The sequence below is a fragment of the Anoxybacillus kestanbolensis genome, assembly GCF_001996285.1.
GTDB lineage: Bacteria > Bacillota > Bacilli > Bacillales > Anoxybacillaceae > Anoxybacillus > Anoxybacillus kestanbolensis_A.
The window spans coordinates 46202-60718 of sequence record NZ_MQAD01000033.1 but is presented as its reverse complement, the minus strand read 5'-3'; the positions used below and the strand labels follow the sequence as shown (position 1 = coordinate 60718).

13 protein-coding genes and 2 pseudogenes are annotated in these 14517 nt (G+C 39.8%); 12 read left to right on the top strand and 3 right to left on the bottom strand.

Going from position 1 to position 14517, the window contains the following annotated elements; genetic code table 11:
- Positions 1–138 precede the first annotated feature (138 nt).
- Positions 139–1422 carry a nucleotide sugar dehydrogenase gene (locus BO219_RS13485; RefSeq protein WP_077429914.1) on the top strand — a complete coding sequence of 428 codons (1284 nt, stop codon included), beginning with the start codon at positions 139–141 and terminating at the stop codon, positions 1420–1422.
- 299 nt (positions 1423–1721) lie between these two features.
- Here BO219_RS13485 and BO219_RS14495 read toward each other — a convergent pair.
- Positions 1722–1992: pseudogene (locus tag BO219_RS14495) on the bottom strand (IS66 family transposase); the annotation flags it as partial.
- 153 nt (positions 1993–2145) lie between these two features.
- Between BO219_RS14495 and BO219_RS13480 the strand changes: the two are divergent.
- The 9 genes and pseudogenes from BO219_RS13480 to tagU all read left to right on the top strand — a co-directional run bounded on the left by BO219_RS13480 (position 2146) and on the right by tagU (position 9165).
- The gene (locus BO219_RS13480; RefSeq protein WP_077429913.1) at positions 2146–3315 is read left to right on the top strand and encodes a glycosyltransferase family 4 protein; all 1170 of its coding nucleotides are present in this window, start codon (positions 2146–2148) and stop codon (positions 3313–3315) included.
- 24 nt (positions 3316–3339) lie between these two features.
- Positions 3340–4366 (top strand): annotated as a pseudogene (gene galE / locus BO219_RS13475) (UDP-glucose 4-epimerase GalE).
- 101 nt (positions 4367–4467) lie between these two features.
- On the top strand, positions 4468–5082 hold the full coding sequence (locus BO219_RS13470) for a sugar transferase (protein WP_077429928.1): 615 nt from the start codon (positions 4468–4470) through the stop codon (positions 5080–5082).
- Positions 5083–5087: 5 nt separating this feature from the next.
- Positions 5088–5714: an acetyltransferase gene (locus BO219_RS13465; protein ID WP_198936700.1), complete on the top strand. Its 627-nt coding sequence runs from the start codon at positions 5088–5090 to the stop codon at positions 5712–5714.
- 45 nt (positions 5715–5759) lie between these two features.
- Positions 5760–6908: a DegT/DnrJ/EryC1/StrS family aminotransferase gene (locus BO219_RS13460; protein WP_077429912.1), complete on the top strand. Its 1149-nt coding sequence runs from the start codon at positions 5760–5762 to the stop codon at positions 6906–6908.
- Positions 6909–6943: 35 nt separating this feature from the next.
- Entirely contained in the window at positions 6944–7090 is a 147-nt protein-coding gene (locus BO219_RS14700; protein WP_198936699.1) for a YwzD family small protein, read from the top strand.
- A gap of 201 nt (positions 7091–7291) precedes the next feature.
- Entirely contained in the window at positions 7292–7543 is a 252-nt protein-coding gene (locus BO219_RS13455) for a hypothetical protein (protein WP_143271305.1), read from the top strand.
- Between the two features lie 156 nt (positions 7544–7699).
- Positions 7700–7873, top strand: coding sequence for a hypothetical protein (locus BO219_RS14585; RefSeq protein WP_158074600.1), 174 nt, complete (start codon positions 7700–7702; stop codon positions 7871–7873).
- Between the two features lie 380 nt (positions 7874–8253).
- On the top strand, positions 8254–9165 hold the full coding sequence (tagU, locus tag BO219_RS13450) for a polyisoprenyl-teichoic acid--peptidoglycan teichoic acid transferase TagU (protein WP_420807108.1): 912 nt from the start codon (positions 8254–8256) through the stop codon (positions 9163–9165).
- A gap of 74 nt (positions 9166–9239) precedes the next feature.
- Here tagU and amyS read toward each other — a convergent pair whose 3' ends face one another.
- Positions 9240–11081 carry an alpha-amylase gene (gene amyS, locus BO219_RS13445; RefSeq protein WP_143271304.1) on the bottom strand — a complete coding sequence of 614 codons (1842 nt, stop codon included), beginning with the start codon at positions 11079–11081 and terminating at the stop codon, positions 9240–9242.
- A 310-nt stretch (positions 11082–11391) separates the two neighbouring features.
- On the bottom strand, positions 11392–11985 hold the full coding sequence (locus BO219_RS13440) for a plasmid pRiA4b ORF-3 family protein (protein ID WP_077429909.1): 594 nt from the start codon (positions 11983–11985) through the stop codon (positions 11392–11394).
- 143 nt (positions 11986–12128) lie between these two features.
- On the opposite strand from BO219_RS13440, the gene BO219_RS13435 reads away from it, so the two are divergent.
- Both BO219_RS13435 and galE (BO219_RS13430) read left to right on the top strand, forming a co-directional pair.
- Positions 12129–13430 carry a UDP-glucose dehydrogenase family protein gene (locus tag BO219_RS13435; protein ID WP_077429908.1) on the top strand — a complete coding sequence of 434 codons (1302 nt, stop codon included), beginning with the start codon at positions 12129–12131 and terminating at the stop codon, positions 13428–13430.
- A 74-nt stretch (positions 13431–13504) separates the two neighbouring features.
- Positions 13505–14473, top strand: coding sequence for a UDP-glucose 4-epimerase GalE (gene galE, locus BO219_RS13430; RefSeq protein WP_077429907.1), 969 nt, complete (start codon positions 13505–13507; stop codon positions 14471–14473).
- The last annotated feature ends 44 nt before the right edge of the window (positions 14474–14517 follow it).

Genomic DNA, 14517 nt, shown 5'->3' with positions numbered 1-14517 from the left:
TACCGTCAACATGCGATTCACCTTCTTGTCTATCAGTATTCACATCATAGACAAGGAAAGAAGAAAATATTCAGCTCACTTTATGATGTGGCTGAATAGTTACGAGATAATCTGGATAATAAAGAGGTGAAACTTATTATGAGGAATATTTGTATAATAGGCTTAGGCTACATTGGCTTACCAACGGCTGCGGTGTTTGCTGACTCGGGTTGGAATGTCGTAGGAGTGGATATCAACCCAATCGCTGTTGAAAAGATAAATCGAGGGGAAATTCATATTGAAGAAGTTGGTTTAGCAGAACTAGTTAAGAAAGTCGCACAGCAAGGAAGTTTACGTGCTCAATTAGAACCAACATATGCGGATTGCTTTATTATTGCGGTACCTACTCCACATAATGAAGACCATACTGCGAATTTAGATTATGTTATTTCGGCAACAAAATCAATCTTACCTTATATTAAGGAAGGCAACATTATTATTGTTGAATCTACAATTCCTCCGAGAACAATTGATGATGTTGTTGCACCAATTTTAAGAGAACAAGGTTGGAATGTGGGAGAAGACATTTATTTAGCCCATTGTCCTGAACGCGTATTACCGGGTCGAATTTTAATTGAATTAGTAGAAAACACCAGAATTGTCGGCGGAATTAATGGGAAATCGGCAGAAAAAGCTGCTGAAGTTTATCGTAGCTTTGTTAAAGGTCAAATTTTACTTACGAGCGCCGTTAGCGCAGAAATGGCTAAATTAATGGAAAATACGTATCGTGATGTTAATATTGCGTTAGCAAATGAATTAGTTAAAATCTCTGAACATCTAGGAATTAATGCTCTTGAAGTAATTGAATTAGCGAATCATCATCCACGGGTAAATTTACACCTTCCAGGTCCAGGAGTAGGTGGCCATTGTTTAGCTGTTGACCCGTATTTTATTATAGAAAAAGCTCCAGAGCAATCTGTATTGATTTCGGACGCGCGTCAAATCAATAATTCAATGCCTTACTTTGTTGTAGAGCAATTGAAAAAAATTGTACCTGATAATCGTTCAAAAATAGCTGTATTTGGTCTAGCTTATAAAGGCAATATTGATGATATTCGTGAAAGTCCAGCCATGGATGTATTAAATATCTTGCAACAAGAAGGGTATCGCTTAGGAATTTATGACCCACATGTTCAGCAAGAGCAAGTAAACTTTAAGCTTTCTTCTTTTGAAGAAGCTATTTCAGATGCTGAATGTATTTTAGTTCTTACAGATCATAATGAATTTAAATCATTAGATGAACAACAAATTATCAATCTTATGAAACAACCTGTTATTTTTGATACAAGAAATTATGTGAAAATAAAAAATAAAGATAAAATCATTTATTATAACTATGGTAACTTGTATGAAATCAGATCCTTACAAGTACAGAAACTGTAACTTAAGGTATAGATACTGAGGTACACCCAGTCTCCGTTTATACAGAATGCCTAATGTTTCATAGTGTATTATTCTGCGGTTAATATTGTTTTCTCTAGAGATTCTATATACATCCAGATTGAAACTTTAACCTCTGGTTCACACAGAATACCCGATGTAGCGTAGCACCTCATCTGGACACTGTAAAACTTATTATTCAAAACGAGTAATCGACTGGGTAATATCTATTTTGATCTTTATGCAAGACGTTGACCATGACGATCACTCCTCTTCCGTAACCGTTCGACTGGGCTTGACTGTGGGGTACTGATGTTAGGTTTGCGAGAAGAATGTGTGTTGGTAAAAAAGTTAAAAATGTGTTTTAAAATGGATATCTGGGCTATTTTTTTCGTGCGTGCTTCCAGTTCTTGAACACGACATATGTCAGTTGTTCATTTTTTTGCGTAGTTGTTTAATTTCTGTCAACAGCTGATGGATGACTTGTTGTTGGTGAGCAGTGAGTTTTTTCTGTTGTTGGACTTTGCCGTTTAAGCTTTCTACTGTAAATACAGCTTGTTGTACCGTCAACATGTAATTCATCTTCTTATCTATGATATGAATACTCATATCATAGATTAAGAAATACAAAAAATGTTCAGCTCATTTTATGATGTGGCTGAATAGTTACTTCAAATTTACTATCTGAAGTTTTTGGTAAAGATGTAATCCTAGGGTGACTCACAAATGCATTTTTTTGTAAAGGAAGGTAATTCAATCGTGAACGGAACAAAAAAAGTGTTGTTCTCAGCAACAGTATATTCTCACCTAGCTGCTTTTCATAAACCATTTATGAAAATGCTTCAAGAAAAAGGTTATGAAGTGCATGCTGCAGCTAATCCTGATCATGGTCGGAAAGAAGAAATTGAAGAAATGGGGGTCGTCTGTTGGGACATCCCCTTTTCACGTTCTCCTTATCATATAGATAACTTTAAAGCGATGAGTAAGCTAACCCATCTTTTTCATAATCATTATTTTGACCTCATTCATGTGCATACGCCAGTTGCTTCTTTTTTAGTTCGTTATATGGCGAAAAAATGTAAACAAGGACCTGTTCTTTATACGGCTCATGGATTTCATTTTTATAAAGGAGCCCCTATTCAAAACTGGCTTATCTATTATACGGCTGAAAAACTAGCGAGAAGATGGACAGACGGTTTGATAGTGATGAACAAGGAAGATTATGATAACGGAAAAAAACTTGGGTTTAAAGAAAAGGAGTCTTTGTTTTTTACACATGGAGTAGGTGTATCTTTTGATCAATATTCGGTTAGTACTGATTCTAGTGGCTATGTTCGCCAACAATTAAACATTGCAGACAATGACATTGTGATTACATGTATTGCAGAGTTAATTGAAAGGAAAAACCACATATATCTATTACGCAATTGGAAAAATATCCTAAATTATTCTCCAAATATTCACTGTTTAATTGTTGGAACAGGAAGAAAAGAAGCGGAGCTAAAGAAATATGTAGAGCAAAATCAATTAAAAAACATTCACTTTCTGGGATTTAGAAAAGATATTCCGGAAATCTTATCACAGTCAGATATTGTAACTTTACTTTCTTTTCATGAAGGTTTACCTAGATGCGTCATGGAAGCAATGGTTTCTGGAAAACCGATAGTTGTAACAAATATAAGGGGATCAAGGGATTTAGTAAAACATGGAGTAAATGGATTTGTAGTCGACTTAGAAGATGATCAATCTTTAATCGAGTCATTTGTAAAGTTAATTAACGATAAAAAACTACGTGAGCAAATGGGACAAGCTTCTTTAAATGAGATTCAACCTTATAGCTTAACAAATGTTCTTCATGAAATGCAGAGAATTTATTCACGATTTATTAGAGAATGACTTTAATTTTATGGAGGAACCCAAATGACAATCCTTGTAACAGGTGGCGCTGGTTATATCGGTAGCCATACCTGTGTTGAATTATTGAATGCAGGATATGATATTATTGTGGTAGATTCATTTATAAATAGTAAACCGGAAGCGTTAAAGCGAGTCAGCGAGATTACGGGAAAAGAGTTTCCCGTGTATCATATCGATTTGCTTCAAAAGGATGAGCTTGAAACGGTATTCTCTAGACATTCCATTGAAGCGGTGATTCATTTTGCCGGGTTGAAAGCTGTAGGGGAGTCGGTAGCGATTCCCCTTCGTTACTATCATAACAATATTACCGGTACGTTAATGTTATGTGAAGTAATGCAAGCGTATGGTGTAAAGAAGATGGTATTTAGCTCTTCGGCCACAGTATATGGAACACCAGAGCATGTGCCGATTTCTGAAGATTTTCCACTTCAAGCAACAAATCCGTATGGGCGGACGAAGCTGATGATTGAGGAAATTTTGCGTGATGTATATGTGTCCGATAATGAATGGAGCATTTCGCTCTTACGTTACTTTAATCCGATTGGGGCGCATCCAAGCGGGCGAATCGGGGAAGACCCGAACGGAATTCCGAACAACTTAATGCCGTATATTACACAAGTAGCGGTAGTAGGAAAATTAAAAGAGCTTCGCGTGTTCGGCAATGACTATCCAACGGCAGATGGTACCGGGGTTCGCGATTATATTCATGTCGTTGATTTAGCAATCGGACATGTGAAAGCATTGGAAAAAGTAATGAACACAACAGGGGTAGAGGCGTATAATCTCGGTACAGGACGAGGATATAGCGTTCTTGAGATGGTATCTGCTTTTGAAAAAGTGACAGGTATCAAAATTCCGTACAAAATCGTCGGTCGCCGTCCAGGCGATGTAGCCATTTGTTATGCGGACCCTACTAAAGCAAAAAAAGAGCTAGGTTGGGCAGCGGAACGGGGCATTGAAGAAATGTGCCGCGTGGCGGTGGCAATTGAATAATCCGAATGGGTATGAAAGCGTGTTATTAAAAAAATAAACACATGATTTTAGAGAGAACGGCCGCATGATAAAAGTGAAAGAGCTTTTATCGTTTGGCTTGTTTGTTAGGTTTAACTTTTATTTCAAAGAAACGGGGTGATAACTATATTAAAACGGGGGTTTGATTTTGTCGTTTCTCTTATTGCTTTAATCATATTATCACCTGTCATGTTAATAACTGCGATACTTATTCGCTATAAATTAGGCTCTCCCGTTATCTTCAAACAACAACGTCCTGGCTTGCATGGCAAACCGTTTTATTTGTATAAGTTTCGCACGATGACAGATGAACGAGATGAAAACGGAGAGCTATTACCTGATCATCTAAGACTAACTCCGTTTGGGCAGTTTCTTCGGAAGCATAGTCTCGATGAATTGCCACAGTTGTTTAATGTTCTAAAAGGGGATATTAGCCTAGTAGGACCTAGACCATTGTTGATGGAATATTTAGAGTTATACACACCTGAACAAGCCCGCCGTCATGAAGTAAAACCAGGGATAACTGGATGGGCGCAAGTGAATGGGCGTAATGCGATTTCATGGGAAGAGAAGTTTAAATTAGACGTTTGGTATGTAGATCATCAGTCGTTTTGGTTAGATTTGAAAATTCTTTTTTTGACGGTATTGAAAGTGCTGAAATCTGAAGGAATTAGCCAACAAGGACATGTAACGATGGAAAAGTTTACTGGTACGAAAGAGAAAAAGAGTGGATGATTAAGATGGATCCTATTGTTGTCATTGGTGAAGGTGGTCATAGCAAAGTTGTTCAAGACCTTATTTCATCTAGTGAATGTTATCAAATCATAGCGATTTTAGATGATAAATATGAAGAGATGGTCGAAAAGAATGGAATATTGTATGGGCCCATTTCTTCTGTTCACGATGTGTTAGCTAGAGACGGGTGTGCAAAGATTGTAATTGCGATCGGAAATAATCATGTTCGCGCTAGAATTGCACAACGGGTTAGGATTGATGATGAAAAATTTGCGACGTTAATCCATCCAAGTGCTGTTATTAGCCCTTCTGCATGCATCGGTTCAGGAACGGTTATTATGCCAAACTGTGTTGTGAATGCGGCTGCGAAAATTGGAAGTCATGTCATTATTAATACAGGGGCGATCATCGAGCACGATAACTATGTAGGGGATTACGCCCACATTTCTCCCAACGTGACGTTAACAGGAAACGTTACGATTGAGGAAGGAGCTCATATTGGTGCCTCTGCTACAGTCATACCAGGAATAAAGGTAGGCAAATGGAGTATCGTTGGGGCCGGTTCGGTCGTGATTAGAGACATACCTGATTTCAAAAAAGCAGTTGGTTGCCCAACAAGATTGTTAGATTAGTAGTATGTTGATAAACGAATCCTACAGCATAAGGAATGAGAGATAATGGTAGATAAATCACGAATTTACCTTTCCCCTCCCCACATGAGCGGAAACGAACAAAAGTATATCAATGAAGCGTTTGAAACAAACTGGATTGCGCCGCTCGGTCCGAATGTCGATGCGTTTGAAAAAGAGTTGGCGGAATATGTAGGCGTAAAAGGTGCGGCGGCAGTTAGTTCGGGGACGGCGGCGATTCATCTTGCGTTACGGTTATTGGATGTCCGACAGGGGGATAAAGTTTTTTGTTCCTCATTGACTTTTATCGCAAGTGCCAATCCGATTTTGTATCAAGGGGCGGAGCCTGTTTTTATCGATTCGGAGCCTGATACGTGGAATATGTCTCCGTTGGCGTTAGAAAGAGCGATGGAAGCGGCGAAGAGGGAAGGCAAGCTTCCAAAAGCGGTGATTGTTGTTAATTTATACGGTCAAAGCGCGAAGATGGATGAGATTTTAGCCATTTGCAATCATTATCAAGTGCCAGTGGTGGAAGACGCGGCGGAGTCGCTTGGTTCTACATATAAAGGGAAGAAAAGTGGTACGTTTGGCAAGTTCGGCATTTATTCGTTTAACGGAAACAAAATCATTACAACATCAGGCGGAGGAATGTTAGTCTCTGACGATGTCGAGGCGTTACAAAAAGCTCGTTTTCTAGCGACGCAGGCGCGCGATCCGGCTCCTCATTACGAACATAGCCAAATGGGTTACAACTACCGCATGAGCAATATCGTTGCTGGAATCGGTCGGGCGCAGTTGGAAGTGTTGGACGAGCGGGTGAAAGCGAGACGAGCGATTTTTGACCGTTACGTGCAAGCGTTAGGGGATATCGAAGGCGTTCACTTTATGCCCGAATTGGAAGGGTCGATGTCCAACCGCTGGCTGACAACGTTGACGATCGACCAGCAAGCGCTTGGCGTGACGCCAATGGATATTATCAACGCGCTTGCGGAGGAAGATATCGAAGCCCGTCCTGTATGGAAGCCACTTCATTTGCAACCGTTGTTCGAAGGTGTGCAGTATTATCCGCATGAAGAAGAGCGTAGCGTTTCGGATGAATTGTTTGCGAATGGTCTTTGCTTGCCGTCTGGTTCAAGCATGACGATCGAGCAACAACAACGTGTCATTGACGTAATCGTAAGCCTCTTGCGTAAATAAGCAGGGGGCTAGTTTTTTATTGGAGGGAGAGACAATTGGAAACAAAGTTTGCACAGTTAGAAATCGAGCAATTTAAACGCATTTTAATTGAAGCGTACGAACGCGGAAAGTCGAATGAGGTGACGGCTAAAGAGATGATCCAGGAATTAGCGCAAAAGTTATGTGTAGACGGTCAAAAGTGAATGGCCGATGGCTACTATGAAATATATCCTTCTTTAGCATATATTTTTAAATAAAATAAACTTAATATTCAATATTTTAAGTTAGTAAAAAACCATATTATACAAATAAGTATCATATTTACAAAAAAGTCATTTATCCAGAAGGAATAGAGAGAAGAGTTATCGAAATGATAAATGAGAAAAAATTTTGAAGATCGGATGGTGAAAAAAGTGAAGGCACCTCATTGGACAAGGGAAGAAAATTTATGCATTTATTACTACCTCGATCGTTTTCCTGAAAAAAGTAATAAAGAAATAGCACAGATCATTAAAGAATACGAACAGTCTAGCACCATTGCCCGTCGTAGCGAAGATGCTATTTATCAACATGTTGCTCAGTTAAGAGATCGTCAATCGGATTTAAATGTGCCTGATCCTGTACACAATCCCGATCGGAGTTTTAATAATTATTAAGTGCATACTCCTTTTCCGCGGATGACATCTATCAATCAGTTTGTAAGTAGCAGTTTTTTAGGTGGAAATTGGAATTGTACCTGTTACACCTTCTAATGAAGGGGCTTTATATTCCTTTGCGTGAAGGGTATAATATGGATGAAGAGGTGATGAAAAATGGCAACGTCTTCATTTGGAAAGCCAACGTTCATTTCATCAAATGATGAGGCAAAGCGTTTGGCTAAGGTATTAGATGCTCCTGCACCATCTGTCAAAAAAACAGGTCTTATGAAACAGATCGAAAGAAGCGATGAGCGATTAGTAAAATTATTATCCCGCTTAGAGCGCTAATGGGGAAGACCGAGATACTTGAATTAGGTCTTTCCCAATTTTTTTTGTCCGAAAAATGAGGATGTGCAGGAGTTTATTCGTTCAAAGGCTGTTGAATTTGAGCAAAGAGACCTCGGCCGAACATATTTCACTGTGGATGAACAATTGACATTATTAGAACAACATATCGCTATTTTAGGTTATTTTACACTCGCCATGAAATCGATTATATTTAGTCCAGAAATTTCAAAAGAACTCAAGAGGAAGAGAGCTTGTTCAATTGTATCGACGATTAAGATAGGGGAATGTTTGCGTAAAGAGATGATGCCTCATTCTTGTCTTTTGTCGAGCCGTATGTTACGCTTCACATGAAAATATCCATGACCCAAAGGAAGATGCAAATGACACCGAAGCGAAAAAAACGTATATGGATCGGAGCAATTGCTGTATGTCTTGCATTGGTAGGGGCATACCTGTTTTCCGTTTATCACAAACTACAACAAACGATCAGCGAAATACACGAACCTATTCAACGTGAACATTCAGAAAAACGCCCAGATGAGCTATCGTTTACAGAAAAACAACCGATCTCGATTTTGCTTATTGGGGTGGATGAACGAAAAAATGATCGCGGTCGGGCAGATTCGTTAATTGTTATGACAGTAAACCCGAAAAAGCAGTCGATAGAAATGGTAAGCATTCCGCGAGATACACGCACATTGATTGTCGGTAAAGGGAAAGAGGATAAAATTAACCACTCGTACGCTTTTGGTGGGGTGGAAATGACGCTTGCGACGGTCGAACAATTTTTAGACATTCCAATTGATTATTACATTAAAGTGAACATGGAAAGCTTTAAAGATATCGTAGATGCCGTTGGCGGTGTAAAAGTAAATAATGCTTTTTCATTTGAATATGAAGGAGAGTCGTTTCCTAAAGGGGAAATTACCTTAAATGGTGAGAAGGCATTGAAATACACTCGTATGCGCTATGATGATCCACGTGGCGATTTTGGCAGACAAGATCGGCAAAAACAAGTGATTGAGGCAATTATTAAAAAAGGAGCTAGCTTCTCTTCTCTTACAAACTATGGTGACATACTTGAAGCGATAGGAAAAAATATAAAAACAAATTTGACATTTGACGACATGAAACAAATTCAAGCGAACTATAAAGAAGCACGACGTCATATCGAGCAGCTACACATACAAGGAAAAGGTCAAAAAATAAACGGGATCTACTATTTGATTGTACCAGAGGAAGAACGTATAGCCATTTCGCAACGGTTGAAGGAGCATTTAGGAATAAAGTAAGGATGTCTCGAGGGACATCCTTTTTCTTTACAACTACACAAAAATGTATGTTTTTCATGTGAATGAACATATGCTTATGGCACATTCCAACTAGCGGTGTATGATCCGGTTGATGAGAAAGGAACAGTATACGTTCGATTAGAAATGCTTTCCCATATCACATTTCCAGCTTGGTCTTTTTTAATAAATTTAAACTCAATTGCTTTTCCTTGTGGGAGAGCAATTGTTGCTTTCCATGTCGGATAAGAAGATGGATTCATTTTAATTGCATTTGCGGTATTCCAATTTCTGAGTTCTGGAATGTTGCCGACAACATATACGTTTTGTCCACTAGTTGTTGTGGCATTATTAACTGTAAATGTGACGTTTGACGTTTTAGCCACCCAAATCGAAACGGAGCCTCCGTTTACTTTAAATTCTCCCCAACCATCCGCATTAATCGTTACTGTGTCACTTCGATTGCCAGTTAAATCATAAAACACTTTTCCAGCATGTTTTTTACCGACATACATCCATTTGCTTCCGCCAGGGCCGTCAGTAATTAAAGCCGCCAGTCCAGAGTTTGGTTTTGTATCAATGCCTTCGCGTGTCCATCCAATAATGTCTTGATGGTCAATGTAATCACGTTGTGTTCCATAGGCATAGTCCCGACGAGCAATTAAAAGCGGATCGATTTTACTTTTTAACCCTGGAATATTGTATTTTGGGATTCCATAATAGTCACCGTAAAATACGCAAGGATATCCCTCTTGTCTCGTTAAAATAAAGGCGTAAGCAAGTGGTTTAAACCAAGGTTCGACCCATGACTGTAAAGATTGCCCTGGTTGCGTGTCGTGGTTATCGACAAGTGTTACAGCGAGTGAAGGTTGATCTTTCATTAATGTATTATTCAATAAATAACGCATGTCAAAATATCCACTCGATTTGGAAGCGGTATAAAAGTTGTTATGCAAAGGTGCATCAAATAATGACATCGATCCATTTGTTTTTGTAATGTAATTATGCAGCTTATTGACGTCATAGCTCCAAAATTCCCCAACGGCAAATAAATTTTTTCCTGTTTGATTACGTACATATGTTAGCCAGTCAGGGAAAAAGCTGTATTTAATATGTTTTACGGCATCTAAGCGGAATCCATCGATATTTGTAGTATTGACGTACCACGTTCCCCAGTTTTTTAATTCTGTCACAACCTCAGGGTGATCCATATCTAAATCAGCGAACATTAAATAATCATAGTTTCCGTTTTCTGTATCGACTTCCCAGTCCCATGCTTTTCCTGTACCGCGGAATTTGTAAATCCGATTTAATTTTCGGCTTTCATCCCAATCGGTACCGTCAAAATGATACCAACGCCATTTGAAACTGGAGTATGTGTTTCCACGACCAGGAAAATCAAATTTTGTCCATGCTTGAATTTGATATGTTCCAGATGTTTCTTGATTTCGATTAGAAGGGTTTACCTCAACCGCATCGACAAATTCTGTGCCGTCAGCCCCCGCCTTATGATTAAATACAACATCTGCATATACTTGCATCCCTGCGGCTTTGGCAGCTTGGATGGCTTGAATATATTGTGTTTTTGTTCCGTATTTTGTTCGAATCGTTCCTTTTTGATTAAATTCCCCAAGGTCATATAAATCGTACACGCCGTATCCGACATCGCTTTGACTTGTTCCTTTATACGCTGGAGGAAGCCATAACGCTGTAATACCGAGCGAAAAAAGATTGGTAGCTTCATTTTTTACTTTCGTCCAAAGCGTCCCATCATTCGGTAAATCCCATTCGAAATATTGCATCATTGTTCCGTTGACAGGTGCAGTATTAGCTTGTGCTGTTGAAAAAGGTGTGAAAAAGGAAATAACTAAGGTAGCAATTATAGAATAATACAACCATACTTTTTTCACATTATTCATCTATACACATCCTTTCATGTGAAGTAAAGATGCAAACGTTTGCACTGAAGTATAAACGCGTTTGAAGTTATTATAATGACATTTGTTAACGCTTACAATACAGTTTTTTATTTTTATACATTTCACCAAATTTGAAAGCCGTGCGGTTATTTTATGTGGAGGAATGTATAAAGGACCGCCTGTAACGGTGCCTGTCACGCCCCGCTCAGCCATTTTGCAACGGTTAAAGGAGCATTTGGAGATACAGAAAAGGGGCTGACCGAAAAGACCGCTAAAAAGCGGACTTTTGAGTCAGCCCTAAAAAAGGCATTTATTTGAATTTGATTGTTGCTAGTCTTCTATTTACTTCCTCTATATCAAAATATTCCGGATCAAAGTCGTCTCCGTACCATTCATCATACCACTCGAGAAACTCTTCCCGTTCTTGTTTTCTTGTATCGTCTTGCATCATATCGATTACATCTTGGTACCCCCAAATGCCACCGACATCTTCTGGTGGGCATGCTCGTTTTCCTTTAATGCAAATAGGATGTGTCAACGGTTCCATTCGTTTTTCAATTTTTTCTAATGTAACGATATGCTCCCAATTGTCGCCAAAGTCATACGTATATAAAACTTTGTCCTTTTCATGACTTAAATATGTTTTCATCCGTATTTTTTGAGAATCGAGCATATCTTTCCGAGGGTGTGAAAAATCGTCTAGAGGGTGTGGCACATCGATGATCGCATCGCCTGTTTCGAATTGATATAAGTGATAGTTTTTCCAACCCATTGCTTCTTGAATGATCAGATGAAGTTGATCGAATGTAATATTGCTTGGAATAAGTACACGTCGCCAAATGGGAGGACGAATACCGCGCAAGGCGATTTTTAATTGGTAGACGGTTTGTTTTTTCTGCAACACTTTCTCCTCCTTTTCTTTTACTATAATGATAGACGAGTTTCTATGTTTTTATAAGAGAAATCTTTCATTTTTTTCGATAGCTGTATCGTGCAAACACGCTCACGTTTGTGTAAACTGAAAAAAAACGTGCACGGAGGTTAGCAATGAACATTGTCGTCGTCGGAACAGGATATGTGGGCTTAGTGACAGGGGTCGCGCTTGCGCATATTGGGCATCGGGTAACGTGTGTGGATGTCGATGAAGAAAAAGTCGAGCGGATGCGACAAGGTATCTCGCCGATTTATGAGTCGGGCATTGAGCCGTTAATGAAAGAAAATATGGAAGCGAATCGGTTGTTTTTTATGACAGATGGGGCGCGCGCATATCGAGAAGCAGATGTTATTTACATTGCGGTCGGCACGCCTGAAAATGAAGATGGTTCGGCGAATTTGACGTATTTGAAACAAGCGGTGAGAGACATTGCTTCGGCGGTGACGAAAGACGTGATCGTCGTCACGAAAAGTACGGTGCCGGTCGGGACAAATCATGAAATACAACGTATGTTTAAGCAGCTCGCTCCACATGTGCATATCGATGTCGTATCAAATCCGGAATTTTTGCGTGAAGGGTCTGCGATTCATGATACGTTTCATGGTGATCGCATTGTGATCGGTGCGGATGATGAGCGAGCGGCAGCTGTTGTGGCAGATATTCATCGGCCGTTTGGCATTCCGATTTTTCAAACCGATATTCGCAGTGCAGAAATGATTAAATATGCTTCGAATGCTTTTTTAGCGACGAAAATTAGTTTTATTAACGAAATTGCGAACATATGTGAAAAAGTAGGGGCAGATGTTGAACAAGTAGCAGCGGGGATGGGAATGGATGAACGCATCGGTTCGGCATTTTTACGTGCTGGTATCGGTTACGGCGGGTCTTGTTTTCCGAAAGATACGAAAGCGTTAGCGAAAATTGCGGCAAATATCGATCACGATTTCGAATTGTTGAAGGCAGTGATTGAAGTAAACAATAAACAACAACGCAAGCTAATTGAAAAAGCGAAAAAAAGATTTGGACATCTCGCAGGGAAAAAAATCGCTCTTCTCGGTTTGTCATTTAAGCCCAATACAGACGATATGCGGGAAGCCGCCTCGCTTGTTGTTGCGCGTGAGCTTGTTGCGGAACAGGCGATCGTTGTTGCTTATGATCCGATTGCGATGAATAAAGCGAAAAGTGTGTTGCCGAAGGAAGTCATATATGCAGATCGGGTAGAACAGGCGCTCGAACGTGCGGATGCGGCAATGATTTTAACGGAATGGGATGAATTTCGCCAGTTGGACTTATCTGTATACGTTAACAAAATGAAAACGCCGATTATTTTTGATGGACGCAATTGTTATGCGCTTGATGATATAAAAAAATATGAAATTGAATACCATTCGATTGGGAGAAAACCGATAAAATAAAGAAAAAGTGGTTCTCAATTTTTCCATATATGTGTAGTAATATGGAAATAGATTGCGATGAAAGGAGTTTCTTTATGATTTTAGTCGTTGGTGGAGCGGGATATATCGGCAGCCATGTCGTCAAACAATTAGTTGAGACGAAGCAGGTCGTTGTGCTCGACAATTTATCGACAGGGCATCGGTATTTAGTTGATAAAAAAGCGGTGTTTGTGCATGGCGATTTAGGCGATCGGGCGACGCTTGTGTGCATTTTTGAAAAATATCCGATCGATGCGGTGATGCATTTTGCGGCAAATAGTTTAGTAGGCGAGTCGGTTGCCGAACCGATGAAATATTATAAAAACAATGTCGCAGCGACGCTGACATTATTGGAAACGATGATGGAATATGGTGTCAAACATTTTATTTTTTCATCGACAGCGGCTGTATACGGCATTCCAAACGTTGATCTTATTACGGAAGATTGCCCGACAAACCCAATTAATCCGTACGGTCGCTCGAAATTAATGATCGAGCATATGCTTTCAGACTTTGCCTCGGCGTACGATTTACGTTACGTCGTGTTGCGCTATTTCAACGCGGCAGGTGCGCATGAAAGCGGGGACATTGGGGAAGATCATCATCCGGAAACGCATTTAATTCCGCTTATTTTGCAACATTTGCTCGGATTGCGTGATAAAATTTCGGTGTTTGGCACAGATTACGATACGCCAGATGGCACATGTATTCGCGATTACATTCATGTGACCGATTTAGCGGAGGCGCACATTCTCGCGCTGCACGCCCTTCTTTCGGACGAGAAAAAGACAGCGACATACAATCTTGGCAACGGGCTCGGTTATTCGGTCAAAGAAGTGATCGATATGTGCGAGCGTGTGACGGGGAAACAGGCGACGATCAAATATACGGAGCGTCGTCCAGGAGATCCGGCTCGACTCGTTGCTTCGTCTGAAAAAATTGCTCGTGAACTTGGTTGGCAAGCGACACGTTCGCTCGAAGACATTATCGCAAGTGCATGGCGTTGGCATAAAAAGGATATGTAACCAAGGGAAGTCGTATTATTTGACTTCCCCTTTCCATTTTGTTA